This is a genomic window from Peribacillus sp. Bi96 (assembly GCF_918698115.1).
GTDB lineage: Bacteria > Bacillota > Bacilli > Bacillales > DSM-1321 > Peribacillus.
The window spans coordinates 175958-202317 of record NZ_CAKKLV010000006.1 but is presented as its reverse complement, the minus strand read 5'-3'; the positions used below and the strand labels follow the sequence as shown (position 1 = coordinate 202317).

The window sequence follows — 26360 nt, the reverse complement described above, 5'->3', positions numbered from 1 at the left end:
ATTTTACTTTGTTTTTCAGTGAAATGTCTGTATATTGAGGACATGATTAGTTAGCTTGAAAGGGGATAGGCTGTTGATACGATTAGGTGTAATAGGAACAAATTGGATAACTGAACGATTTTTGGAGGCTTCAAAACATATAGAGGATCTATCGTTAACGGCTGTGTATTCACGTACAGAAGAGAAAGCCAAGGAATTTGCGAGTAAATACGAAGTACATACGATTTTTACAAATTTAGAAGAAATGGCTGCAAGCGATGAAATCGACGCTGTATATATAGCAAGTCCTAACTCCCATCATTGCAGGCAAGCGGTTTTGTTTTTACAAAATAAAAAACATGTATTATGTGAAAAACCTATGGCCTCAAATGCGTCGGAAGTGAAGGAAATGATAGAGGCTGCCCAACAAAATGGAGTGCTATTAATGGAAGCGATGAAATCGACCATCATGCCGAATTTCGAAAGTGTAAGAAGCAATCTAGGTAAAATCGGTAAAATACGACGTTTTACGGGGAGCTTTTGTCAATATTCATCACGCTATGATGCGTATAAACAAGGCACTGTGCTCAATGCGTTCAATCCTGAATTCTCCAGTGGTTCTTTAATGGATTTAGGGATTTACGTCCTATATCCGCTTGTTGCACTGTTTGGTAAACCAAACAAGGTGCAGGCATCGGGAACATTGCTTGAATCAGGAGTTGACGGACAGGGTACGATCTTGCTTTCCTATGATGAAATGGAGGCAGTCGTCATGTTTTCTAAGATTACTGAATCGAATCAGCCATCGGAAATTCAAGGCGAACTTGGGAGCATCCTAATAAGTAAAATTTCAGGACCGCAAGCCGTGGATATTCAGTATCGGGATGGAACGGCTGAAAATGTTTCGGTTAAACAAGACATGCCTTCTATGTATTATGAAGCGAAAGAATTTGTTGAATTGATACAGCAGGGGAAAAAGGAGTCTGATATAAATTCATTTTCAAATTCGCTTTTGACTATGGAAATCATGGATGAAGCAAGAAGGCAAATAGGCACGGTCTTTCCGGCAGACCGATTATAATTGGTCATGGCCAAGTAGGAAGGGTATAAATGGATGTTACTGATACCCCTTAATTGGGTAGAATTTATACATGGATAATTTTATTTTTGGAGGAATGGACATGAAATGCAAAATTAATCGTAATGCAGCAAAGGTTTTACAAAATATGCTGAGCACTGAAGAAGCCGAAGGGAAAATGATTCGTGTATATATCACGCATATGCATGGCGATCATGCTCATTATGATATGAAATTAGATACAACGACAGAGCATGATGAAATAGTCAAAACAGATAAAGATATAGATATTTTACTCGATTCACGTGAGGAATTTCTGGATGGTGTCTGGATTAAATATTTTTACGTACCTCAAGAAGGCTTTGAAATTACGAACCCTTCTAAAGAACCGCACGGACATCATCACCATTAAGAAAAAAAGGGGGAGAATTGGCATGAATCAAAAATACGAAAAGATCTTTCAACCATATAAATTTTCATCAGGTGTAGAAGTGAAAAATCGTATCATGATGGCTCCGATGACCACCTATTCTTCAGATGATCAAGGGCTGATAACCGATGATGAACTGGCTTATTACGCGGAACGCGCGGCAGGTGTAGGGGCCGTTATTACGGCATGTGCCTATGTAACTGCCGGAGGAAAGGGTTTTCCAGGTCAATTTAGTGCAGCAGACGATTCCTTTATCCCATCTTTGAGAAAATTAGCGGAAGCGATTCAATCTAACGGGTCAAAAGCGATTTTACAAATATATCATGGCGGTCGCCAAAGCCCGCCGGAATTATTACCTGATAAGCAGCCAGTTTCTGCAAGTGCCATTGCTTCAAGCGAGAATGAACCGGTACCGCGGGAAATGAGTGAAGACGAAATTCAAGACGTTATTAAGGCATTTGGTGAAGCAACAAGAAGGGCCATCGAAGCAGGATTTGATGGTGTTGAAATACATGGTGCCAATACGTACTTGCTTCAACAGTTCTTCTCGCCACACTCGAACCGACGTACTGATAAATGGGGGGGAACACTAGGGAAACGATTGATTTTTCCGCTCACCGTTGTGAATGAAGTGGAGAAAACAGTGGCCGAGCATGCCCAAAAGCCTTTTATGATCGGTTACCGCATATCTCCTGAAGAAGGAAGCAATCCAGGAATCACTTTAGATGATACGCTACAGTTTGTTGATAGATTAGCGAACCAAAACCTGGATTATCTACATATATCGGTAGGTCATTTCTGGAATGGATCATTCCGTGAGAGTGATAGGACGAAGTCGCGCATCGTTAAAATTTACGACAAAGTAGGCAATCGTATTCCGGTTGTCGGGGTAGGGTCCCTGCACAGTCCAGATGAAGTTGCAGAAGCGATGGAAACGGGGGTCCCATTTATCGCTCTAGGCCGTGAACTTCTTATGGAACCGCATTGGATTGAAAAAATCAGGGCCGGAAAAGAATCCGAAATACGGACAACCCTATCCAAAAAAGATCAGGATGAATTGGTCATTCCAGATCCGCTTTGGCAAAAATTGATTCAGATAAAAGGTTGGCTTCCGGTAGTGGAGTGAAGAGCAAGTTTTTGAATAAATGTGTAACCCGTCCTCTTTTTATCGGAGGACGGGTATTGTTATTTCTGTTTATACGATTGTTGTGAAATATGGTTGAATTGCTAAGTGATAAGATCATAAAGGGTTAATCATTCCATTACTGTAGATACTATCTTTACACCTTATGTTATACGACGTTTAAGTAGTTAAATATTCAAAAAAACTATATAATCACAGTACTATTTGTACCCATAAATAAAGCTGGTATAAAGACGGAGGGTTTATATTGAGGTTTCCACATGATTTTTTATTCGGAGCGGCTTCTGCTTCTTTTCAAATAGAAGGAGCATGGGATGAAGATGGTAAAGGTATAACGAATTGGGATGTTTTTTCAAAGATTCCGGGGAAAACATATGATGGTACAAATGGAGATGTAGCCATAGACCATTATCATCTTTATAAAGAGGATATTAAATTAATGGCAGAAATGGGACTCGAATCGTACCGGTTTTCCATTTCATGGGCACGTATCTTGCCCACAGGTGACGGAGATGTAAACGAAAAGGGCTTGGAGTTTTATAATAATGTTATTGATGAATGTTTAAAATATGGGATTGTTCCATTTGTTACGCTGTATCATTGGGATCTCCCTTTGACGCTTGAAGAAGATGGTGGATGGACGAATAAGCGAACAGCTGAAGCCTTCGTCAAGTATGCGGAAATTTGTTTTCGGGCCTTCGGAGACCGCGTCAAACATTGGATTACGTTTAACGAAACGGTAATGTTTTGCGGATTAGGCTATTTAAAAGGAGCGCATCCTCCTGGCATACAAAACGATGAGATTAAATATTTTCAAGCGACACATTACGTGTTTTATGCACATGCAAAAGCCGTAGAAGTCTATAAGGCACTGAATCATTACGGCGAAATTGGTATTACCCATGTGTTCTTACCAGCTTACAGCATAGATGATAAACATGAGAATGCATTAGCTGCTCAACATGCTAATGAATATGAAACCTTTTGGTATTATGACCCAATTTTAAAAGGTGAATATCCATCTTATGTGGTAGAACAATTAAAGGAAAATGGCTGGACGCCAAGTTGGACTGAAGAAGAACTAGATACGTTAAAAAGGAATGCGGAAAAAAATGATTTTATTGGACTTAATTATTACCAGCCCATTCGTGTGGAAAAAAACCAAGAAGTATTTTCAACCATGGAGCATTCACGAGAGACATCTACTCTAGCTCCAGGAAACCCATCTTTTGATGGCTATTATCGGACTGTGAAAATGGAAGATAAAACCTATACTAAATGGGGATGGGAAATCTCACCTCAAGGATTTTTAGACGGGCTGCATATGTTAAAAGAGCGTTATGGCGATATTAAAATGTATGTTACAGAAAACGGACTTGGTGATGAGGATCCGATCATTGATGGTGAGGTAGTAGATGTTCCTCGTATTAAATATATTGAGGAACATCTAAAAGTGATTAAGCGTGCGATCAAAGAAGGCATTCATTTAAAAGGGTACTACGCATGGTCTGTCATTGACCTATTAAGCTGGTTAAACGGGTATAAAAAGCAATACGGATTTATTTACGTGGATCATCAAGATGATTTAAACCGAAAAAAGAAGCTGTCGTTTCATTGGTATAAGCATATTATTGAGACGAGAGGAGAAGAGCTCTAAATAAAAAGAAACCTCTTATTAATCAGGAGGTTTCAGACTGTAGACAAACTCGATAATAATGGAGTTTGTCTACTTTTTTTAGGTCTTTATAATATGAAGGTTGATTTCCCCACCAGGCATTCGCTTTTCGCGGGCGTCCGCTCTCGGCGCTGTTGCGGCTGCGGGGTCTCCCTTGGACGCGTATTCCCGTAGGATTCTCGCACATCTGTTCCAATCAACTTTGTTTTAACCGTTAGATAGAACTCCTTTTGCCTACTGTCTTTTTTGTTTTAATAATAGAAGTATTTGATACGGATTCTTCTGAACATGATACTATTCAGCGAGATCAACCTGAATTGAAGTATGGAAAAATTATTAAACTGTTTTATCCAAGCATCAATCCATCTAATAAGTTAAGAGCATGTTTTGAGTAACTTTTTTCAAAACATGCTCTTTCTATTTTTCTAAAGTTTCTTGTTTGAGTTTGGACACTTTTACTTCAAGGCTACATTACGGAATGAATAGGGAAATAGTCGAAAGTTCAAACCTCATGGTTCGTAGTCAATAGTTCCGACTTCAAAATAACTAGGCTGGAAGTATCGTCCTAGATTGTAATCTAAACGTAAAAGTAAGTGAATATTTGTAAACAAATGTTAACATTTCTAGTAATGTACAGTTTTACGTTTTACTGTATAATGTTGAAGCGAAGTGGAAAACCATGTCACATAACTTAACAAAAGGAGATTATATATGACGAGTATATTTTAGTTTGTATAAGCCCTCGCATTTTTGTTGTAAACAAATATTTAGCATACACTTCACTAGTTATTGATCGAAAAACTCCTCTAAGAATCTATTTTCCTGATGTTCGTACGTTCCAAACATAAAAATGACTAAGGATGTGAGAAGGATAATAATGATAAAAGATACTAGATTTCAAGGATATAACATGAAGGGTGTTCAAAAAGATGTAACGGCAGGATTGGTTGTAGGTGTGGTAGCCATCCCTTTAGGATTGGCTTTTGCAATTGCTTCAGGCGTCGAACCGATATATGGGTTATATACGACGATCATCGCTGGAATCCTCATTTCCCTTCTGGGTGGATCCAAGTTTCAAATTGGAGGGCCGACTGGAGCGTTTGTTCCTTTATTATTTGGGATCGTTATGCAATATGGATATGAAAGTCTGCTCATTGCCGGTTTTTTGGCGGGGATAATATTAGTCTTGATGGGTCTTCTTAAGCTAGGAGATTTGATGAAGTTCATTCCCCGTCCTGTCATCATCGGGTTTACCACAGGAATAGCGATAATAATCTTCTCGGGGCAGATTGCCAGCTTCTTTGGTATGAAGGTGGAAAAACATGAAGCGTTTATAGATAACATGAAGGAATTGGTGATTAAAGCGGATACGATCAATATATATAGTGTGGGTGTTGCGGTTATATGTTTTATCGTCATTCTGTTGGCACCAAGAATTCTGCCACGGGTACCAGGGCCACTTCTGGGTCTGCTCGTATCAACGATCGCAGCTTACTTTTTATTTCCCGATAAGGTGGCTACAATTGGTTCCACGTATGGAGCGATTCCGAAAGGATTTCCTGAATTCAAAGTGCCGGAACTTTCGGTGGAAATCATTATCACCCTCCTTCCTGTTGCGATTACGATTGCCTTATTAGGCGGTGTCGAGTCATTGTTATCCGCTACCGTTGCCGATAACATGGGGGGGACCAAGCATGATAGTAATAAAGAATTGGTTGGACAAGGAATCGCGAACATCGCGACTCCATTTTTCGGCGGGATACCGGCAACAGGTGCCATTGCCAGGACAGCTACCAATATAAAAAGCGGTGCAGTCTCACCGTTGTCAGGGATCATTCATGGAATTGTCGTATTGTTGGTTTTGCTTGTACTATCTCCATATGCAGAGCATATACCTTTGGCAAGCATGGCACCCATATTGATGTTTGTAGCCTGGAATATGAGTGAAAGAAAGGAATTCGCACATGTACTGAAAACGAAGACAGCGGATTCCATCGTTTTACTAGTCACCTTTCTCGTCACGGTCTTCACTGATTTAATCATGGGGGTCGGAATGGGCTTATTGATTGCATTCGTGACTTTCATTACAAAAATGAGCCATACGTTAAAGGTTAGAGAAAGAAGTCATGAGATTACAGAGATTGTTCCAATTGAAAATTCGGATTCAATGATCAATGTGTATAACTTGGAAGGCCCTCTGTTCTTTGGTTCGATAGATGTCCTGGAGTCATCGATATTAGCGAACTTGGATCATAAGACGAAAGTTTTGGTATTAAGCATGCGCCGTGTAACATATATGGATACTTCAGCAGAGGCAGCACTTTTGGCGATTGTTAATCGAATCGGAAAATATAAAGGGAAATTGATCATTTCTGGAATCCAGCAGCAACCAAAGGAATTGCTTCTCAGCACTGGGTTGTATCATAAAATAGAGAAACAGCATTTCTTTAAATCGAGGGAAGATGCCCTGTACTTTGCCAAGAAGCAGTTGAATGGTAATTCGGATAAAGTAGTCTAATAGATTCATTCTCGAAGTCACCTTATTGGATTGTTATGTTATAGTATCGTTAACAGTAGATTTTAAAAGAAGGTGACTATCTGGGTGAAAATCTATCGGATTGGCCAGCTTGCCGAACTTGCGAATGTTTCGAAGAGAACCATCGACTATTACACACAATTAGGAATGCTGAATTATGAAAAAATGGGTTCAAGATATCGGTATTACACCGAAGACGCTCTAAATCGTCTTCAAATGATTAATCTGTATAAAGAACAAAATATGCCGTTGACGGAAATCAAAGAACGGTTGCTTGTATGGTCGGAAACCAACGTGGATTCGGAGCAAGTGCTCTTGTTGGTGGACAAGATATCTACGGACCTTAAAGAACTGGAAAATGAATTGCTGGAATTAAAGCCTTTACTTGATCAGCTCAATGAACAGCAGCTGACATATGCTGCACAACAGCTTTCCGTTCGGGGCGGGTCTTTACTGAGCATCATTGCCATGCTCTCCTAAGCATGCTGCCGCGTTCAACAAAAAAAGACCTGATTGGGTCTTTTTTTGTTGTCTTGGTCATTAATAATACCTTTCATTGTATTCTTGAAGGGAATATTCATGTTGGCACCCCTAAAGTGGTATTTGCCCAATGTTCGTTTCTGTCCCTTAAGGATGACCTGAACTTGTATATATGGTAGTAATACTTGATTTTGTTTGAAATGACTGATAAATCTTTTTTCGATAAAGATGAAGGATATAAGGGAATGGAAAAAGAAGAACTTAAGTAACTACAACTATTTGTGAGGTGGAAGTGAATGATTGGGTCTATCGTAACGACGGCAAAAGGACATCTTCAAGGTACTATGGAAAACGATATATATGTTTGGCGTGGAGTCAGGTATGCGAAAGCACCTATTGATGCTTTGCGTTTCCGTTCACCTGAAGAGGTTGAAAATTGGAGCGGAGTCTTGGATGCAGTGGATTTCGGTGCCATTCCGCCACAGCCGATGGATCGGGCTGTCAAAACCGGACTGGCAGGGAATGAAAAAATGGATGAGGATTGCTTGTTCTTGAATATTTGGTCGCCGAGAGCTGATGATAAAAAGCGTCCGGTCATGGTTTGGATTCCTGGTGGAGCATATGTAACAGGAGCTGGATCTATTGATATGTACAACGGACACTTATTGGCTAAGAATGGAGACGTAGTCGTAGTAAGCATCAACTATAGGTTAGGGGCATTGGGATATTTGGATTTTACAGAGTTGGCAGCAGATGGGGAAATGTTTGAAACCAATTTAGGTTTACGTGATCAAGTGGCGTCTCTGAAATGGGTCAAAGAGAATATAGAAGCGTTTGGCGGTGACCCTGAGAATGTTACGATATTTGGAGAATCGGCTGGAGGTAATGCCGTAACGACTTTACTAACCGTACCTTCAGCGAGGGGGCTTTTTAAAAAGGCCATTGCAGAAAGTCCCGCTCCTACATCTGTTTATGGAAAAGGATTTGCGCAGCAATTCAGTGAAAGGTTCCTTAATATCTTAGGGATTGGCAAAAATGATATCCATCGGTTAAAAACACTTCCAGTTCAAGAGATTGTCACAGCGTCCTACCAACTCCTACAGGAAAACTCACAAGCCATGCCAGGCTCCCTTTCATTTGGACCGGTCGTCGACGGTGACTTCCTGCCTGATTATCCACTTGAATCGATTCGATCCGGTAGTGCTAAAGGGATTTCCTTGCTTATTGGAACAAATAGGGACGAAGCGACGTTATTCGATCAGATGGATCCCCCTTTAATCCCGACTAATGCAGAGATGATCCATAAAATGTTTGAAAATACTGACCCGGAGGCGAAAGAGAGAATTACGAATGCTTATTGGAACTTCCCTGAAAAGGGAGCGGTCCTCGGCATTGGCCGTGATGCAACTTTCCATATTCCTTCGGTTTGGTATGCGGAGGCATACAGTCGCTTTGAAAAAACATGGATGTACCGTTTTGATTATAAAACGCCGGCAATGCGCCTAAGTAAATTAGGGGCGACACATGGTATGGAGATTCCATTTGCCTTCCAGACTCTCGACTCTGCACTGGGCAAATGGATCACTTCCTATGGTTGCAGGTCAGCCGCGCTTAAGGTTTCCCATAGAATACAGGGTCATTGGGTTAACTTTGCGAAATATGGGAACCCCAATCCTCCAGAAGGGGAAGTCTGGCCGAAATATGATGAAACCAACCACTACACGATGATTTTTGATAAAAAAGATTATATTGAAAAGGATCCCAACAAAATGATAAGGCTGGCATGGGAAGGCGTAGGGATTTATAAGTAAAATGTAAATATTGGAATAACACGAGGGGGACATGGATATATATAATGGCTCGCTTGAATTGTTTGTAGATGTGAAAATGTGAATAATTAGGAGTGAATCATTGAGGCTGACGCAATATCTATTGGATGTATTCGAATCGGAGTTGTCTGAACATGGATTTGAAATGGGCAGTCCAAAGGATGATTCGAAGAGGGCCGATCCTATCATTCTTGAACATCAAGAGTATGCTAGAATATGTAAAGCGTTGAATCAAGAAGATCATTCCTGATTATCGCGAGCCGAACATGATTCGTTTAACACCTGTTCCACTTTACACCTCTTTTCAGGAAGTGTATGAAATGGTACAGGTCCTTAAAAAGATCATGGACGGTAGGTTATATGAAAGCTATGAAAATAAAAGGGGAATCATCGCCTAGGATGGGAGCAACATATGGAGAAAAATAAGCTGCGTCGTGAATTATCAACGAATCAAATCACAATGATTGCAATGGGATGTGCAATTGGCACCGGATTATTTCTGGGCAGCGGCCTTGCGATTTCGACGGCAGGTCCCAGTGTACTGATCAGCTATGCATTGGGTGCATTCATTGTCCTTCTTTTGATGGGCTGTTTGGCGGAAATGACTGTTGCTTATCCAACGTCGGGATCTTTTGGAACCATTGCCGAAAAATATATAAGTCCATTTGCCGGTTTTGTTGTGAGATATTCATATTGGATAGCGAATGTCCTTGCCATTGGCGTCGAAGTGAGCGCCATCGCTGTTTATATGAAATATTGGTTCCCGGATGTACCTGGAAGTGTTTGGATCTTCCTTTTTGCTGCCTTACTTATCTATGTAAATGCAACGAGTGTTAATGCATTCGGAAATTTTGAGTATACTTTTTCTATGATCAAAATAAGCGCCATTGTCATTTTCATTTTAATGGGGGCTTACGTGGTGATTGGAGCCGAACCTTCAAGCGGAATCGGTTTAGAGAATTATGCCAATGATGGAGGTTTTATGCCATTTGGGTTTTGGGGGCTATGGATCGCTATATTTATTTCTCTCTTCAGCTTTTTGGGAACAGAGTTGATTGCGGTGACGGCGGGAGAGGCAAAGGACCCTGATATTGCTGTACCTAAAGCTTTGAAGGCAACTGTTTTCAGACTTGCCACTTTTTATGTACTGACAATCGGAATCATGTTAATGATTGTTCCCTGGCAATCCGCTGGGATTGATAAAAGCCCATTTGTTAGGGTAATGGAAATCCTCAATATTCCTTTTGCATCAGGGATCATGAATTTCATTATATTAACTGCAGCTTTATCTGCAATGAATAGTCAATTATACGCCTCCACCAGAATGATATTTTCTTTATCCGAGGGGAAGCAGGCACCCGCCTTATTTCAAAAAGTGAGCCGGAAAGGGGTCCCGATAAGGGCACTGCTCATTTCCTCTTTAGGCATATTTCTTGCTGCAGGTGTAAAGGTACTGCTCCCGGATACTTCGTATGCATTCATGATGGGGATATCGATGTTCGGAGCCATTTTCACCTGGTTCATGGTGTTCATCTCCCATTTATATTTCAGGAAAGGCTGGGAGAAATCAGGAGGGCGTAAATTACCGATTAAAATGTACGGCTTTCCGTATTTAACGATTCTTGGTGCATTCCTTTTGTTTGCTTTGACTGTATCAACTTGGTTCACTGGTCCATTTAAAATCGTCCTTCAGTTCGGTGTTCCTTGGCTGATCTTTCTGTGCATCGTTTATTTATTCATGTCGAAAATGAAAAGAACGTAAGGGAGGATTGGGATAGCATGGATAAGGAATCAATGGATAAACATCGATTGGAAGAAGGTATGGTAACTGATTTTGAAAAGGAAATGTCCTATGGAGACTACCTGCATTTAGATCAAATATTATCAAGTCAGCATCTGCTTTCTGGTCATCACGATGAAATGTTGTTCATTGTAATTCACCAAACCAGTGAATTATGGATGAAGCTGATCCTTCATGAAATGACTGCAGCAAGGGACCATATTCAATCAGGGCGTTTGGAGCCTTCCTTTAAAATGCTATCAAGAGTGGCCAGGATCCAACAACAACTTATTCAATCTTGGAATGTACTTTCGACTTTAACTCCCTCGGATTATATGGAATTCCGCGAGAAACTAGGAAACTCTTCCGGATTTCAATCTTCTCAAAACAGGTTGATAGAATTTGCAATGGGTCAAAAGAATAGGCAGATATTAGCCGTTTTCCGTCATCAGCCTGAGCTTTATGAGAAGATGATGGCTGCTTTGAATCAACCAAGCATTTATGATGCGGCTATTGGGGCTTTGGCACAAAGGGGGCTCCCTGTTGATGAATCGGTCTTGAACAGGGATTGGTCTGAATCCTATCGGATAAATGCCAGTGTTGAAAGTGCGTGGCTGACGGTTTACCGTGATGTCCATAAATACTGGGACTTGTATGAGTTAGCCGAAAAACTCGTTGATATTGGCAGTCAGCAACAATTCTGGAGATTCAATCATATGAGCACCGTAGAACGGATCATCGGCCAAAGAATGGGAACCGGAGGATCGTCCGGTGTTAGCTATCTGAAAAAAGTGGTCGATCAGCCATTTTTTCCAGAGCTTTGGACATTAAGAACGAAACTGTAAACAATGACTGGAGAGAAAAAATATATGAGTCAATGGTTAGATATTTCTCAGAGGCTGAATGAAAATACGCCATCTTGGCCAGGTGACACAAAGTATTCATATTGCCTGAATTCATCAATAGAGAAAGGATCATCTGTAAATGTAGGGGAAATTCGGATGAGTACCCATTTAGGAACACATATTGATGCTCCCTTTCATTTTGATGGAAATGGAAAAAAAGTCATTGAACTTGATCTTGATTTATATATGGGCACTGCACTTGTAGTAAAGGTGGACGCTGCTGAAAGTATCAGCATTGAATCCTTCAAAGGCATCGAATTGACAGGGGTCCAACGATTGTTGCTGGCAACGGGACAATGGAAGGACCTCAGCCGTTTTCCTGATTGGATTCCACCTGTTGAACCAGAATTAGCTCCCTTCCTTGCAAATAAAGGAGTGAGGCTGTTAGGCCTGGATTTACCATCCGTTGACCATCTAGACAGCAAGGAATTGCCGGCCCACCATGCTATGTCAGACTGCGGCATTCATATCTTGGAAGGCCTGGTCCTTGAAGGTTTGGAGCCTGGGCTGTACGACCTGGCTGCATTGCCCCTTGCTTTAGAGGCAGGGGACGGGAGCCCCGTCAGGGCAGTAGTGAAAAAGAAGGGCTGATGAGGGGGATATGGGGGATGGGCAAAATTGGAGTTTATGGATCTTCCTTCGATCCAGTCACAAATGTACATTTATGGACAGCATCCACCATCGCGCATCGTGCTAAGCTAGACAAGGTGATTTTTTTGCCTTGCGCAAATGGGCGCATCGATAAACAGATGAAAACGAGCAATGAACACCGTTGGGATATGCTTGGATTGGCAATAAGGGGCAACCCGATATTCGAAGTTAGTGATTATGAAATTAATGAACGGGCTGGGACGAGTAAACAATATACTTGGTATACGATGGAATACTTTAAATCACGATACCCAAAGGATGAAGTTTATTTTATAATGGGTGCCGATTTACTTGAAGATATTGATAATCAGGAGTTACCGGTACACCTGCGATGGAAATTCAGGAAAAAATTGATTGCTAATCATAAATTCATCGTTATGGCACGGGACGGGATAGATATGTTGAAAATCATATCCAAAAGTCCTTTGCTTAGGAATTATGATGATGGTAATACATTTCACCTTATAGATAAAGGCCTTTCCATGGAAATTAGTTCAACATATATAAGAGATGAATTCGCGATGGGTGGGGAACCAAGATATTTACTGCCTGATCAATGTTATCAGTATATTATAGAAAATAAGCTGTATCAAAAAGAATCAAAGCCTTAATGGCTTGCCTAGGTAATTAAAGGGCTCAATCTCTCCGTTGAGATTGAGCTCTTTTCATTTCAATAAATTCTTTCGCCTTATATATGAGAATGAGTTTAAAAAAAGGACATATTCATTAACAAAAACATAGTTGACAACTTGGTATACTTTGCTTTATGTTAGGGATACATAAAATCAGAATATTCGCTGATCAGAAAACTGAAGGCATACTATCTCCTTGAATAAAATTATAAAGTAGGAAATAGTATGCCTTTTTTGTTGCAAAAAAGTGAAAAACAGGGGGAAGTCTATGAAAAAGTTGATGGTATTGTCAAGTTTGATTTTAGCCTTCGGAGTACTGGCAGGATGCAATTCGGAAAAAACGGGAGGAGAAGGGAAATCAAAGTCTGTCGAGTTATTGAATGTGTCATATGATCCAACACGGGAACTGTATCAGGAATTCAATGAAGCGTTTGTGAAGCATTGGAAAGAAGAATCGGGTCAGGATGTAACCATTAAACAATCCCATGGCGGTTCTGGTAAACAAGGCCGGGCTGTTATTGACGGATTGGAAGCGGATGTCGTTACATTGGCATTGGCATATGATATTGATGCAATACACGATGCTAGTAACCTATTAGCGGCGGATTGGCAGAAACGCTTACCGGAAAACTCTACACCTTACACATCAACCATTGTGTTTTTGGTGAAAAAAGATAACCCAAAAGGAATTAAAGATTGGGACGATTTAATCAAAAAGGATGTATCCGTCATTACACCAAATCCAAAGACAAGCGGAGGGGCAAGGTGGAATTATCTGGCTGCCTGGGCATATGCAGAGAAGAAATATGATAATGACGAAGCAAAAGTGAAGAATTTCATGAAAAAACTATATCAGAATGTTGAGGTTTTGGATTCGGGAGCACGTGGTGCCACGACCACTTTTGTGGAAAGGGGAATTGGTGACGTGCTTATAGCTTGGGAGAATGAAGCCTATTTAACACTGGAAGAATTCGGTGATGATAAATATGAAATCGTCAATCCTTCAATCAGTATATTAGCTGAGCCTCCTGTAGCCGTAGTCGATGAAGTGGTCAAGAAAAAAGGAACCAAGGAAGTGGCTGAAGCCTATCTGGAATACCTATACACCGATGCCGGACAAGAAATTGCCGCGAAAAACTTCTATCGTCCGAGGGATGAGAAGATTCTCGCTAAATATGAAGATCAATTTGCAAATATCGATATGGTGACTGTTGATGATAAGTTTGGCGGGTGGAAAAAAGCCCAAGAAACACATTTCAATGACGGTGGTACGTTTGACGAAATTTATCAACCGAAATAAGCATGGAGGGAGAAGGTGTGTGTTTACATCTTCTCCTTCATAAATCATAAGAAAGAGCTGGGGCGAAGCGATGAATATAGTGACAGAAGGTAAACGAAAGAAAAAGAGGACCATACCCGGTTTTGGATTGACGATGGGTTTTACGCTGCTGTATCTCACCATCATCGTTTTGATCCCATTATCCATGGTTTTTCTAAACACATTTACAATGGGATTTCAGGATTTCTGGGCGACCATAACAGAACCAAGGGTGGTCGCTTCGTATAAATTGAGTTTTATGACAGCGTTAACTGCGGCCTTTGTGAACGCAGTTTTTGGCGTTTTAATTGCTTGGGTGCTTACTCGTTATGAGTTTCCCGGCAAACGGATCATCGACGGACTGGTTGATTTGCCTTTTGCCCTCCCGACTGCCGTGGCAGGGATCACTTTGACCACCTTGTACTCACCGAATGGATGGATCGGCCAACTTTTTAGCTTTAAAGTCGCTTACACTCCTGCCGGGATCATCATCGCCCTTATATTTATCGGTCTTCCATTCGTTGTGCGGATGGTTCAACCAGTGCTTGAAAATGTTGAAAAAGGAATGGAAGAAGCATCTGCTTCATTAGGGGCGAATCGAATGCAGACATTCATTAATATTATCTTTCCGGAATTGGTTCCAGCGATATTGACGGGTTTTGCTCTTTCTTTTGCAAGGGCACTTGGAGAGTATGGATCCGTTGTATTCATTGCAGGAAATATGCCGTTTAAAACGGAAATTTCCCCGCTCATCATCATGACAAAGCTCGAACAATATGATTATGAAGGGGCAACCGCTGTAGCAGCCGTCATGCTTATTATTACATTTCTAATTTTGTTCACCATCAATATCTTACAATGGTGGACTGGCAAAAGATTTTCTGGGAAGTAGGAGGGGACATGTTGGAACATGAACATACAGTGGTTGGAAAAACGAATGACCCAGTCATTATAACGAGAAACGCGACAAAAGAGCCTAAATCCATACAGTGGATCCTTATTTCCATTGTGTTGTTATTCCTGACTTTGTTTTTAGTTGTCCCATTAGTCGCGATCTTTGTAAAGGCCTTTGAAAAAGGTGCCGAAGCTTATTTTGCCGCCATAGCCCATCCGGATTCCTTGGCTGCCATTAAATTAACATTGATCGTTGTCCTCATCACCGTCCCCCTCAATGCCATATTTGGGGTAGTGGCTGCATGGACGATAACAAAATATGATTTTAAGGGAAAAAACTTCTTAATAACGTTGATTGATTTACCCTTTTCGGTTTCACCCGTCATTGCCGGTTTGATTTTTGTCCTTCTGTTCGGCTTACATGGGGCACTTGGTCCGATGTTGCAATCATTTGACATTAAAGTGATCTTTTCGATACCAGGGATTGTCATCGCCTCCATTTTCATTACTTTCCCATTCATTGCGCGTGAATTGATCCCGCTCATGCAAAGTCAGGGGACATCTGAAGAAGAGGCCTCTCTCACACTAGGTGCAGGAGGGTTTAAGACATTTTGGTACGTAACGCTCCCTAATATTAAATGGGGATTATTATATGGGGTCATACTTTGCAATGCTAGGACAATCGGAGAATTCGGAGCTGTATCGGTCGTATCGGGCCATATACGAGGGATGACCAACACCATGCCGCTTCATATTGAAATCTTATATAATGAATATCAATTTTCTGCCGCCTTTGCCGTTGCATCCCTGATGTCCATTTTTGCGATCATCACCTTGATCATTAAAAGTTTCATTGAATGGAAAACCGACTATAAATCAACAAAAGCGAGTTAGGAGGGAAAGTAATGAGTATCATCATTGAAAATATTACAAAATATTACGGTTCTTATCAGGCTCTTCAAGACATCAATTTGGAAATAAAGAGCGGGGAACTCGTAGCCCTTCTCGGCCCTTCCGGATCAGGAAAGACGTCATTGCTGCGTATCATTGCGGGGCTTGAACAGGCAGAGAACGGAAATATCCTGTTCAATGAAGAGAATTACACGCATAAGCATGTAAAAGATCGAAATGTGGGGTTTGTCTTTCAGCATTATGCCCTTTTTCGAAATATGACTATCTTTGATAATATTGCCTATGGATTAAAGGTCCGGCCAAGAAAAATAAGGCCCAGTAAAAAAGTGATTGAAGAAAAAGTTACCGAATTGCTTCAGCTCGTCAAGTTGGAAGGATATAAAGATCGTTATCCATCCCAATTATCAGGCGGCCAGCGTCAGCGTGTGGCATTGGCAAGGGCACTTGCGGTTGAACCGAACATTCTTTTACTTGATGAACCATTCGGGGCATTGGATGCAAAAGTTCGTAAGGAACTTCGGCGTTGGCTAAGAAGGCTTCATGATGAATTCAATGTTACGAGTGTGTTCGTGACGCATGATCAAGAAGAAGCGATGGATGTTGCTGATCGGGTCGTTATCATGAATGAAGGTAAAATTGAACAGATCGGAACTCCTGAAGAAGTATATGATCAACCTAAAAATCCATTTGTTTATGATTTCCTAGGGAGTGTCAATCTTTTCAAGGGCAACGTACATCAAGGGAAATTGGTAACGGGAAATGTCGAAATGAATGCTCCGGACAGTGAAGATGGAGTGAGTACAGGTTATGTAAGGGCTCATAACTTTATCATTGAAAGAGAATCATCTGAAAAGGATTCGATTGCATCAGTTATTGACCACATTCATGCAATTGGTCCCATTGTCCATATAGAAGTAATTCGTCAGGATACAAACGAACCGCTTGAAATCGAACTGACGAAAGAACAATATATGAATCTGGAATTAAGGAAAGGCGAAGAAGTGTTTGTCCGACCAAAAGAATTGAGAGTCTTTGTCGACTATATGGCTGGAATTTAAACATGGGTCGAAAATTGACGAAAAAACCGCTGATGAGCGGTTTTTTGTTTTTTTAGAGATGGGAATATTACTGGCTTTCCTTAAAAGAACGGTAATAAGCTGCCGATTGCTTTAAAAAGTGCTTCTATGCTTTCGAAATAGAATGTATGACCTGCCAATGGTCTGTAGCCCTTAGGTGCTAAACACTAGATAGAAAGTCTTGTATAAAGAAATGAAGAGGCACATGTAAAATAATGGTCCTAATATCACGTAAAAAAGTCGAAATTTTACCTTTAATGTTAAAAATGAAATGTAATTGTAATATTGTTATCACGTATTTGACAAAATGTGATGATATACTACGAATTAAGTAAAAACATAGTGGGATTTTAGAAATGTATTTAATATTGTTACAACCTTAGAAGATTACATAACGAATAAAAAAATAGAGAAGAGTTCCCAGCAATTTATTTTGACTAATCATTTTTCATAGAGAAAAAGAAGTGGGTCGATGGAAATGCAAGGGGAGGAAAGCAGGGGAAATGAGTTTGAAGAAAAAACTTATCGTATTGAACACGACAATTATGCTCGGATTAGGAAGCGCTTTTGCCATACCGTCAGTAAAGGCTGAATCATCTATATCGGATATTCAATCAGAACGCACAGGAGTACAATCGGATATTTCAGAGGCAAATCAAGTTATTCAGGAACTGAACAAAGAACAATCGAAAATGAATTCCCAAATTGCCCAGATCGAAACGGCAATGAAAGAAAATGATGAAAAAATTAAAGATACTAAACAAGAAATTACAGACACGGAAAAAGATATAGATTCATTAAAGAAAGAGATTAAAGCGTTGGAAGAAAGAATCGCAAAACGCGAGGAAGTATTGAAAGAGCGCGCCCGTTCATTCCAAGAGAGCGGTGGAGACGTTGAGTATCTGGAAGTTGTTTTAGGTTCTAAAAGCTTTGGTGAATTTGTTAATCGTGTTGGAGCGGTAGCAACTATTGTGGAAGCGGACCAACAGATTCTAAAAGAACAGGAAGCGGATAAAGCTGACTTAGAAAAAAAACAAGCAACTGTAGAGAAAAAATTGCAAAGCCTAAAGGATATGGAAGTAGAACTTAAAGGCATGCAATCTCAAATTGAAGATCAAAAAGCAGAAATGGTTAATATGAAGGCAAAGATTGAAAAGAAAGAATCAGAAACAGAGGCCCTTAAACAATCTTTAGAGAATAAAGATGCAGGGTTAGAATCGCAAATTGCATCAATTCGTGAAAATATCAAAAAAGAGGAAGAACGTAAAGCATCTGAAAAAGCGGAACTTGACCGTGCTGCGGATGAAGTGAAATCATCTTCAAATTCTTCTCGTAACGAATCATCAAGCTCGTCTAAAGGCGAAGCGTCAGCAACAACTGCGTCTAAAGATGAATCATCTTCAAATTCATCTAAAAACAGTTCTGCTGATAAACCTAAAGCCAGTAAAACTGAAACATCAAGCAAGCCAAGCAGTGCAAATACAGGCTCTGCCATTACAGCAGGCTATAAATATATCGGTAACTCCACATATAAATTTGGTGGCGGAAGAACGGCATCCGACATTGCGAACGGTCGTTTCGATTGTTCAGCGTTCGTTGCATGGGCATATAAACAAGCTGGTGTGAATCTTCCAGCTAGTACGGGAGCATTGACAAGTGCAGGACGTCAAGTATCTAAAAGCCAAATGCAACCTGGAGATCTAGTATTTTTCAATACCTATAAAACGGATGGACATGTTGGTATTTATGTTGGTGGCAACAAGTTTATCGGTTCTCAAAGTTCAACAGGTGTCGCCATTGCTAATATGGGAAGCGGATATTGGGCAGAAAAATTCAATGGCCGTGTTGTTCGTGTAAATTAATAGTTCAGAAATAAGCAGGGAAGCAAATGCCCTGCTTATTTTTTTTGAAAAAAATTCGAAAAAAGTGAAACTTATTTTGATATTAAACGTAAATACTATAAGATAAAACAAGGATAGGTGATGTGGACTTTCAGTAAAGTTAGGAAACATATAATGAAACAGCATTCCATACTATTAAACGGAGGCAAAAAAACATGATGAAAAAATTAATGGCTGCATTACTTACGATTACACTAGCATTCTCGCCAGTCGGCACCTATGTATTCCAAGATCATTCTGAGTCAGTCGATGCAAGAGGCTACAAATCAGGTAAAAGAAGTTTTAATAGCAACAACAACAATAATAATTCGAATTTCCAAAATAAACAAACGAACAAATCAGATGCTACTACTAAAGCAAAGACGGATACGAAAAGTGGAAGCTCGTTTGCTAAAGGCGGCTTAATGAAAGGAATTATGCTAGGAGGACTGGCAGGTTTACTTTTTGGTGGCCTATTCGCCAATATGGGAGCGCTTGGTTCCATTCTTGGTCTATTAATCAACGTGTTAGCGGTTGTTGTATTAGTGGTTGTAATCCGTAAAATATTCACATATTTCAAAGATAAGAAGAAGAAAGAGGATACAAACCCATGGAGAGGCTAAAGATTTCCGAACAGGATATCATCAATGCCGTTTGTGTTTACATTGCCCGTAAAAAGCAGGTAGAGCCTAATGAGGTAGAAGTTGAGTTAATGTATGATGATGATTATGGTTTTTCGGCTGAAACGTTTGTCGATGGCCGGAAACAAGTATTAATTACCATCAACTTGATAGAAGCGCTTCGCTTATGGCTTGATGAATATTTGAATAAAGATCCATATTCGGGTATTGAGCTTGTTTTGGATGATGAAGAAGGCATAGTCGCTTTAATAACTGAAAGTAGTAATCGATAAATAAAAAAGGATGCCGTATAGGCATCCTTTTTTTATTTTGAAGGCTAGTCGCTTTGGAATAAGGGAGTTTATTAAGGAAGTAGAATTATAGTCAAAACTACTAAAAAACTCGGCATGAGATAGGTTGCCTCCTATTTAGCAGGATAGATCAACATCATCTCACCACTTATTTTGTAATAATGGAATGGTTTTATAAGAATGGTCGCATTAAAATTCATTTATATTCCATTTGTTGCAAAAGATGGTCGGTGGAAGTAGGATGGATATATGCTAAATCCAAAGGGGGAGAATGTGTGACAAGTTATATAGAAGATATAACTTTCTTGAATGAAAAGGCCATAAAATTCGGTAATGAAGAAGTGGAGGCGATACTTGTACCGGAATTAGGTAGCAATCTTTTTTCGTTGAAGTTCAAGCGAAAGGATATTGAAGTGCTGCGAACCCCGGATAGTTTGGAAGACTATAGAAAAGTGCCCATTTTATTTGGAATGCCCATCTTGTTTCCTCCCAATCGGATTGAAGATGGCCAATATACATATAAGCACACCGTGTATAAATTTCCAATCAATGAAAAGGAAAAATCCAATCATATCCATGGCTTTTTGCATGATAAGCCATGGCAAGTCGTTAAAAAGGAAGTGGAAGGGGATCAAATTTTCATAAAGACTGAATTTTTAAGCAAGGATTTTCCTTATCTAAGAAGTTGTTTTCCACAAGACCTCATCGTGACTATGTCTTTGTTTTTAATGGATGAAACACTGGATATACAATTGGAAATTACCAACAAGGGCATTGAACCCTTTCCGTGGGGGGCGGGTTATCATACGGTATTCAATTTTCCATTTGGACCAGATAGTAAGTTGGAGGATTGCAAAATAGCACTTCCCATCAATAAACAATGGAAGTTGAATGAAAGGTCATTACCTACCGGTGAAATTCAGGAAACGGCCAATGCGTTGGCAATCCAAAATGGATTCAGCGTGGGTGATCGGCTGTTTGATGATCTATTTGGCTATGAAAGTGATTTGAAAAACGAATGTACACTCACAGACCAGGATGCAGGCGTACAAGTCGTGTATCATGGCGATCAACATTTCAAGTATTGGGTATTGTTCAATCAGGAGGGTTTTGTATGCCCTGAACCATACACATGGGTAACGAATGCTCCCAATCTGGATTTACCGGCCGAATTGACTGGTTTAAGGGAGTTAAGCGCAGGGGAAACAGTTCAGCTGAATACAAAACTGGTGATGAAAGAAATATAAAAAAACACCTTGGCAGATATGTTTGCCAAGGTGTTTAGAATTATGCTTTCTTTTTCATCCAGAGTGGGTATAGAACGAATCCAAGGACATATAAGGCAATACCAAGTATGAATGTTTTCAAATCAGCTGTACCTGTCTTGATGACCCAAATCGAGTAGACTAATGCCAGGATGGTGATAATGCCATCGCGAACCCTCGAGCCCTTCATGATGTCATACGTTTCCCCCGTCATGACTAATTTCAATTGATACAGAACAGATGCAAGATAAGGAATCAAATAAGCGAGTGTAGCGACGATCATTGAGAATTTATAAGCTTCTAAAATGGTTCCCGAAATAGTGGAGAATAAGAATATCTGTGTCATGATATTTGTTATTGTCATAGAACGGACAGGTGTGCCATTTTTGTTCGCTTTTGCAAAATAGGACGGAAAAAGATCTGATTTCGCTGCCTGATAAGGAACTTCAGATGCAACGACAATCCATCCGATTGTAGATCCTAATAAGGAAATGACGGCAAGAGCGGCCATTAAATACGTTCCGCTTGAGCCAACTACAGCTTGTAATGCATCAACAAGTGGCTTTTGTGAAACTTTCAGATCTTCTTGTGATATAGCACCCATTGTCAATAAAGTAATGCCGATATAAATGGCAACGGCGATAAATAATCCAAGAATCGTCGCTTTCTTTACATCATTTTGCGACTTGGCACGATTTGAAAGCATGACGGCAGCTTCAATTCCAATGAAGGCCCATAATGTTGAAATTGCAGCAGCATTAACTTGAGCACCTAAAGAGATGGAGGTACCAGCTTTATCGTAAAATTCAGCACCATTTCCTAGATTGGAAGAATCAAATATGAATATCGTGACAATGATGAAAAATAAGAAACCAAGCACTTTTGTAACCGTAGCAAAAAGATTCATTTTCCCAGCACTGTTAAAACTTCTTACCAAGATTGCCTGAATCCCCCATAGGGCAATGGAACATACTGCAAATGTTAGGAATTTACCAAGTTCGAGTTGAAACGAACCTGCTGTATAAATCACTTTCGTACTATGCAACACCGGGAAAAACGTCGACAGGTAGCCAGCAAATGATATGATGACAGACGCTGTTGCTGCCCAATTCGCGGCCCAATACCCCCAAGCCATGCTATAACCCGAGATCCTTCCTTTAGCAGGAGATCTAAATAATGCTTGAGCATAACTTTGAGGCCCTGCCTTCAATTCAGGTTTCCGGACAGCCAAGTTACCAAATACAAGTGCTATTAAAAATACTCCCAGTCCAGTAACGATCCATGCCAATGTGGATCCTAATGGACTGGATACTTGTGCTAATTGAGCGGGGAGCATGAAGATTCCGCCGCCGACCATATTTCCAATTACGAATGTGGTCAAAATCAATAAACCCCATTTTTTATTTACCATTTATAATCGAACCTTTCTTAAATGCAATATGTGAGTTTTATTTACGGACAACTTATACTAAAATAGTATATCTCAAATAGTTTAGTTTGGTAAAGTGGTAAATAAGTAAAATGTAAAACACAGATTAATCAGAAAATTATAGTATGTCATTGACAAAAGGAAGAGATTGGATTATATTGGTTAATACCAAGTTAATTGGTAAGAATAATGTAGTTTATCGTGTTGAAGCTCCTATTGCATAAGTAACTCCTGAATATTGCCGATTAGTCAACTAAAGGCACCCTTACATCTAAACTGTTAGATGGTGGGTGCCTTTTATTTCTTATAGTGAAGGGAGGGGAATATGGAGTTCCTATGAACGGGTTATTCTAATTCGCACATTAATTGATGAGGATATAATAGGTAAACTAAATTCCTCAAGAAAACATTGAAAGTGGGAAGAGTACGTGTGGTTTTCGTACGATCTCTTTTTGACATTAGGTATGAAACGTAGCTTTATTACCAGTAATAAAGGGGAGATATTATGGAAAAGCAAGAAGAATTGAAAATCAGGCATATTATTTCAAGTCTGGAAGATCTACAATATGGATCCGTCATAATTACCGTACATGATGGGGAGATCACACAGGTGGATACAACGGAGAAGAAACGATTCCCGTTAGTGAAGGGGCGGGCTGTAAAAGCTAGATGAATACCAGTTATTAAAGGAGCTTTCGATACGAAGGCTCTTATTTTGCGTTATTAAATAGAAATTTATTCAATCGGGAATTTCGAAGAAGATTGTACTGCTTTTTACATGGTAGAATAAGTTAAGGGATAGAGAAGTTTTTAAAGGGAATTAGATGATATCTTAAGGAGGAATAGGGAATCGATGACCTTACAAACGATAGAAAACGATATCTTAGCTTTAGTTGAAACATTTAATGGAAAAATTGCTTATAAAATAGAAAATGGTCATGGGGATACGATTGGTTATCATGAGACAGACTCCTTTCAATCGGCAAGTTTGATCAAAATACCAATGATCATCGAAGGGTATCGACAAAGTGAACAAAAGAAAATCTATTTGAACCAACCAGTGACAATACCCCCTAATGAAGTGACTGGGGGATCAGGGGTCCTGCATGTCTTGTCGAATAAAGTCTTTTTAACTGTTGAAGATTTATTGACCTTGATGATAACTGTATCTGACAATACATCGACAAATATGATGATGAGTTTGTTGGGCTTCGATGAAATTAATCAATGCATAAAGGAGCTTGGTTTGAAAAATACCATCCTTGAACGGAAAATGCAGGATTTTAAGGCATTAAAGGAAGGGCGGGACAATACCATTTCGGCAGAAGATACGATTACCTGCCTTAAAGCTATACATACAGGTGACTTTTTAACGAAAGAAAGCCAGGAAAAAATTATGCGTGTATTTGACAATCAGCAATTGAGAGATAAACTTCCATCACTGATGGGCAGAGAAGTGAAGATCGCCAGCAAAACAGGTGGAATTCGGGGCGTTGCCCATGATTGTGCAATCATTCGGTCAGAATCTCAAACTGTTTATGCTGCCGTTCTTACTGAAGATATAAAAACAGAGGAAGAAAGCCGTCAAGTAATCAGTAAAATTGGTAAGTTGATTTATGATGATATGGTCGCCGAATAGATTGTTTCCGATCCAGTTCTTGGAATGGTAAAAGGGTTAGCAAGATGATAATAAGAAGGAGCGGGAAGTCAAACAGATTTCCCGCTCCTTTAAGCCTTACTGTTATATGTTGAAACGTAAATGAAACGGGGAATAACTTTGAAAAAAACAAGGTAGTTCTGTCTGATTGGTGCTGTTGTGTTCCTGGGATATTTTAGTTTAATACATATGAAGATTCAAGAAAGCATTCACAAGCCTATTGCGGATGATGCCGGTTACCTCATAATTCTTGGAGCAAGGGGTCGGTTCCATCATTATCTTTACAATACCGGATAGATAAAGCTGCTGAATACTTAATGGCGAATACACATACAGGAGTCATTGTATCCGGCGGCAAAGGAACAGGAGAAGACATTTCGGAAGCGCAGGCAATGCAACAGGGGCTTATCGAACAGGGAATTGAAGAATGACGTATTATCATGGAAGATAAATCTACCACAACTTATGAGAATATTGTTTTCTCTAAAGAACTCATTCCTGATCCAACTGCTTCCGAAGTGATTGTCAGTAACGATTATCATATTTACCGGGTAGTTGAAATGGCCAACAAAGAAGGGTTGGACATTATAGGAGTGCCGGCTATGACACCAAAGGTGGTATTGGTGAAATCATATTTACGTGAATATCTGGCTATTACCAAATACTATTTAACAGAGTTGGTGACCATTTCTTAGATCATAGCGTAAAGTCCCTCTCTTGAATAAAAGGGCGCGGGGATTTTGCTTTATTCGACTTCCACGACAACATTAGGCACTTCCCAAAAATCTTTCTCTTGGTGAAGCTCCTGAAGTGTCTTATAAACGGGATACCCAGTGTAGGAAATCTCGACTCTTTCATCCGCATCCACTTCTTCCACATCTATAGCATCAACGAAACCAAGTTGATCATCGATTTCCATTAAGTAAAATCCAAGTGCCTCATATCCGCTATAGGCTACAATAACCTTACTGTCAAAACCGCTATTAGAAACTTTGTAATATTTCATTGATAGACCTCCTAGGTTGTTTACTCTTTAAGTGTAATGGCAATATTTCTTATACTCTGATATACCCGTTAATCACTATCTGAATCCATGGATTGGAAAAATAAAGAAATATGTATAGAGGGAATCAAAAATCTCAATATAAATGGGCATTGAGAAGAACAAAAAAGGACGGGACGATTGTCATATAATAAATATCTCTGGAAAATTTGCTATCTGAATCATTTCATGTTAATCTAATAAAGAATTGTTTTTGATTGTGGAAGAGGATACTAGTTATTTTCCAAATGATTAAAAATAGTAATACATTGTGTGTTATGCACTAGGAGGCAACAAAAATGGAACAAGGTACAGTTAAATGGTTTAATGCAGAAAAAGGTTTTGGATTTATCGAGCGTGAAAATGGAGACGACGTATTCGTACATTTCTCAGCTATCCAAAGCGAAGGCTTCAAATCTTTAGACGAAGGTCAAAAAGTAACTTTCGACGTTGAGCAAGGTGCTCGTGGAGCTCAAGCTGCTAACGTTCAAAAAGCTTAATTTTAAAATTAAATCGTAACCTAATATGAACAGACTCCTCGATGAGGGTCTGTTTTTTATTGTGCCAAAGAATGAAGGCAATAAAAAACCCACTCTGAGCTGAGTAGGGTTTAAGGGACGTATTTTTAAGCTTTTTTTAATTCTTCTTCAAAGAAAAAAGTAGTCGGATGTTCTTTTACAGTATAAGAATATCGTTTCATGTTTTTTACATATGCCCATTTATTAATGGTTACTAATTCATCAGTATCCTGAATAGTTACTGTTTCGCCAGTATTATACTTATTACTTTTCAATTTATGCACCCTCTTTACTAATAGTATAACATATTTGAATATAA

General features: G+C 39.7%; 26 protein-coding genes and 1 pseudogene. 24 read left to right on the top strand and 3 right to left on the bottom strand.

Annotated features, from left to right (window positions below):
• The first annotated feature begins 73 nt into the window (after positions 1–73).
• From LQ203_RS10425 to LQ203_RS10330, 20 genes are all read left to right on the top strand, one after another.
• Positions 74–1060, top strand: a complete 987-nt coding sequence (locus LQ203_RS10425; protein WP_230157770.1) for a Gfo/Idh/MocA family oxidoreductase — start codon at positions 74–76, stop codon at positions 1058–1060.
• A gap of 100 nt (positions 1061–1160) precedes the next feature.
• Positions 1161–1469: an iron-sulfur cluster assembly accessory protein gene (locus LQ203_RS10420; RefSeq protein ID WP_230157768.1), complete on the top strand. Its 309-nt coding sequence runs from the start codon at positions 1161–1163 to the stop codon at positions 1467–1469.
• A 22-nt stretch (positions 1470–1491) separates the two neighbouring features.
• On the top strand, positions 1492–2613 hold the full coding sequence (locus LQ203_RS10415) for an NADH-dependent flavin oxidoreductase (RefSeq protein WP_230157766.1): 1122 nt from the start codon (positions 1492–1494) through the stop codon (positions 2611–2613).
• Between the two features lie 265 nt (positions 2614–2878).
• Entirely contained in the window at positions 2879–4288 is a 1410-nt protein-coding gene (locus tag LQ203_RS10410; RefSeq protein WP_230157764.1) for a GH1 family beta-glucosidase, read from the top strand.
• Positions 4289–5183: 895 nt separating this feature from the next.
• The gene (locus LQ203_RS10405) at positions 5184–6824 is read left to right on the top strand and encodes a SulP family inorganic anion transporter (protein WP_230157762.1); all 1641 of its coding nucleotides are present in this window, start codon (positions 5184–5186) and stop codon (positions 6822–6824) included.
• An 84-nt stretch (positions 6825–6908) separates the two neighbouring features.
• Entirely contained in the window at positions 6909–7322 is a 414-nt protein-coding gene (locus tag LQ203_RS10400; RefSeq protein ID WP_230157760.1) for a MerR family transcriptional regulator, read from the top strand.
• Positions 7323–7618: 296 nt separating this feature from the next.
• On the top strand, positions 7619–9133 hold the full coding sequence (locus tag LQ203_RS10395; RefSeq protein ID WP_230157758.1) for a carboxylesterase/lipase family protein: 1515 nt from the start codon (positions 7619–7621) through the stop codon (positions 9131–9133).
• 100 nt (positions 9134–9233) lie between these two features.
• The gene (locus tag LQ203_RS10390) at positions 9234–9401 is read left to right on the top strand and encodes a hypothetical protein (RefSeq protein ID WP_230157756.1); all 168 of its coding nucleotides are present in this window, start codon (positions 9234–9236) and stop codon (positions 9399–9401) included.
• Positions 9402–9563: 162 nt separating this feature from the next.
• Positions 9564–10913 carry an amino acid permease gene (locus LQ203_RS10385; RefSeq protein WP_230157755.1) on the top strand — a complete coding sequence of 450 codons (1350 nt, stop codon included), beginning with the start codon at positions 9564–9566 and terminating at the stop codon, positions 10911–10913.
• 17 nt (positions 10914–10930) lie between these two features.
• Positions 10931–11776 (top strand): tryptophan 2,3-dioxygenase, encoded by an 846-nt coding sequence (kynA, locus tag LQ203_RS10380; protein WP_230157754.1) that lies wholly within the window; start codon positions 10931–10933, stop codon positions 11774–11776.
• A 24-nt stretch (positions 11777–11800) separates the two neighbouring features.
• Positions 11801–12427, top strand: a complete 627-nt coding sequence (gene kynB / locus LQ203_RS10375) for an arylformamidase (protein ID WP_230157746.1) — start codon at positions 11801–11803, stop codon at positions 12425–12427.
• 17 nt (positions 12428–12444) lie between these two features.
• A complete protein-coding gene (gene nadD, locus LQ203_RS10370) occupies positions 12445–13098 on the top strand; it encodes a nicotinate (nicotinamide) nucleotide adenylyltransferase (RefSeq protein WP_230157743.1) in 654 nt (217 codons plus the stop codon).
• 268 nt (positions 13099–13366) lie between these two features.
• On the top strand, positions 13367–14419 hold the full coding sequence (locus LQ203_RS10365; RefSeq protein WP_290370565.1) for a sulfate ABC transporter substrate-binding protein: 1053 nt from the start codon (positions 13367–13369) through the stop codon (positions 14417–14419).
• Positions 14420–14489: 70 nt separating this feature from the next.
• The gene (cysT, locus tag LQ203_RS10360; RefSeq protein WP_230157739.1) at positions 14490–15329 is read left to right on the top strand and encodes a sulfate ABC transporter permease subunit CysT; all 840 of its coding nucleotides are present in this window, start codon (positions 14490–14492) and stop codon (positions 15327–15329) included.
• An 11-nt stretch (positions 15330–15340) separates the two neighbouring features.
• Positions 15341–16225 carry a sulfate ABC transporter permease subunit CysW gene (gene cysW / locus LQ203_RS10355; protein WP_230157731.1) on the top strand — a complete coding sequence of 295 codons (885 nt, stop codon included), beginning with the start codon at positions 15341–15343 and terminating at the stop codon, positions 16223–16225.
• An 11-nt stretch (positions 16226–16236) separates the two neighbouring features.
• Positions 16237–17301, top strand: coding sequence for a sulfate/molybdate ABC transporter ATP-binding protein (locus tag LQ203_RS10350; RefSeq protein WP_230157727.1), 1065 nt, complete (start codon positions 16237–16239; stop codon positions 17299–17301).
• Positions 17302–17822: 521 nt separating this feature from the next.
• Positions 17823–19181, top strand: a complete 1359-nt coding sequence (locus LQ203_RS10345; protein WP_230157726.1) for a C40 family peptidase — start codon at positions 17823–17825, stop codon at positions 19179–19181.
• A gap of 197 nt (positions 19182–19378) precedes the next feature.
• Positions 19379–19822: a hypothetical protein gene (locus LQ203_RS10340; RefSeq protein ID WP_230157879.1), complete on the top strand. Its 444-nt coding sequence runs from the start codon at positions 19379–19381 to the stop codon at positions 19820–19822.
• The gene (locus LQ203_RS10335; protein ID WP_230157725.1) at positions 19810–20112 is read left to right on the top strand and encodes a YxcD family protein; all 303 of its coding nucleotides are present in this window, start codon (positions 19810–19812) and stop codon (positions 20110–20112) included. The genes LQ203_RS10340 and LQ203_RS10335 overlap by 13 nt, the downstream gene beginning before the upstream one ends.
• A gap of 293 nt (positions 20113–20405) precedes the next feature.
• Entirely contained in the window at positions 20406–21377 is a 972-nt protein-coding gene (locus tag LQ203_RS10330) for an aldose 1-epimerase (protein ID WP_230157723.1), read from the top strand.
• Between the two features lie 40 nt (positions 21378–21417).
• On the opposite strand, the gene LQ203_RS10325 is transcribed toward LQ203_RS10330, so the two are convergent.
• Positions 21418–22806, bottom strand: a complete 1389-nt coding sequence (locus LQ203_RS10325) for an amino acid permease (protein ID WP_230157721.1) — start codon at positions 22804–22806, stop codon at positions 21418–21420.
• A 523-nt stretch (positions 22807–23329) separates the two neighbouring features.
• Between LQ203_RS10325 and LQ203_RS10320 the strand changes: the two genes are divergently transcribed.
• The 3 genes and pseudogenes from LQ203_RS10320 to LQ203_RS10310 all read left to right on the top strand — a co-directional run bounded on the left by LQ203_RS10320 (position 23330) and on the right by LQ203_RS10310 (position 25176).
• Positions 23330–23497, top strand: a complete 168-nt coding sequence (locus tag LQ203_RS10320) for a YezD family protein (RefSeq protein ID WP_230157719.1) — start codon at positions 23330–23332, stop codon at positions 23495–23497.
• Positions 23498–23677: 180 nt separating this feature from the next.
• Positions 23678–24463, top strand: a complete 786-nt coding sequence (locus LQ203_RS10315) for a serine hydrolase (RefSeq protein ID WP_230157716.1) — start codon at positions 23678–23680, stop codon at positions 24461–24463.
• Between the two features lie 335 nt (positions 24464–24798).
• Positions 24799–25176, top strand: a pseudogene (locus tag LQ203_RS10310) (YdcF family protein).
• A gap of 50 nt (positions 25177–25226) precedes the next feature.
• Here the strand turns inward: LQ203_RS10310 and LQ203_RS10305 are convergent.
• On the bottom strand, positions 25227–25487 hold the full coding sequence (locus tag LQ203_RS10305; RefSeq protein WP_230157714.1) for a hypothetical protein: 261 nt from the start codon (positions 25485–25487) through the stop codon (positions 25227–25229).
• A gap of 335 nt (positions 25488–25822) precedes the next feature.
• On the opposite strand from LQ203_RS10305, the gene cspC reads away from it, so the two are divergent.
• The gene (gene cspC, locus LQ203_RS10300; protein ID WP_010331195.1) at positions 25823–26023 is read left to right on the top strand and encodes a cold shock protein CspC; all 201 of its coding nucleotides are present in this window, start codon (positions 25823–25825) and stop codon (positions 26021–26023) included.
• 125 nt (positions 26024–26148) lie between these two features.
• Here the strand turns inward: cspC and LQ203_RS10295 are convergent, their stop codons facing one another.
• Positions 26149–26316, bottom strand: coding sequence for a hypothetical protein (locus LQ203_RS10295; protein WP_169792904.1), 168 nt, complete (start codon positions 26314–26316; stop codon positions 26149–26151).
• Positions 26317–26360: the final 44 nt, after the last annotated feature.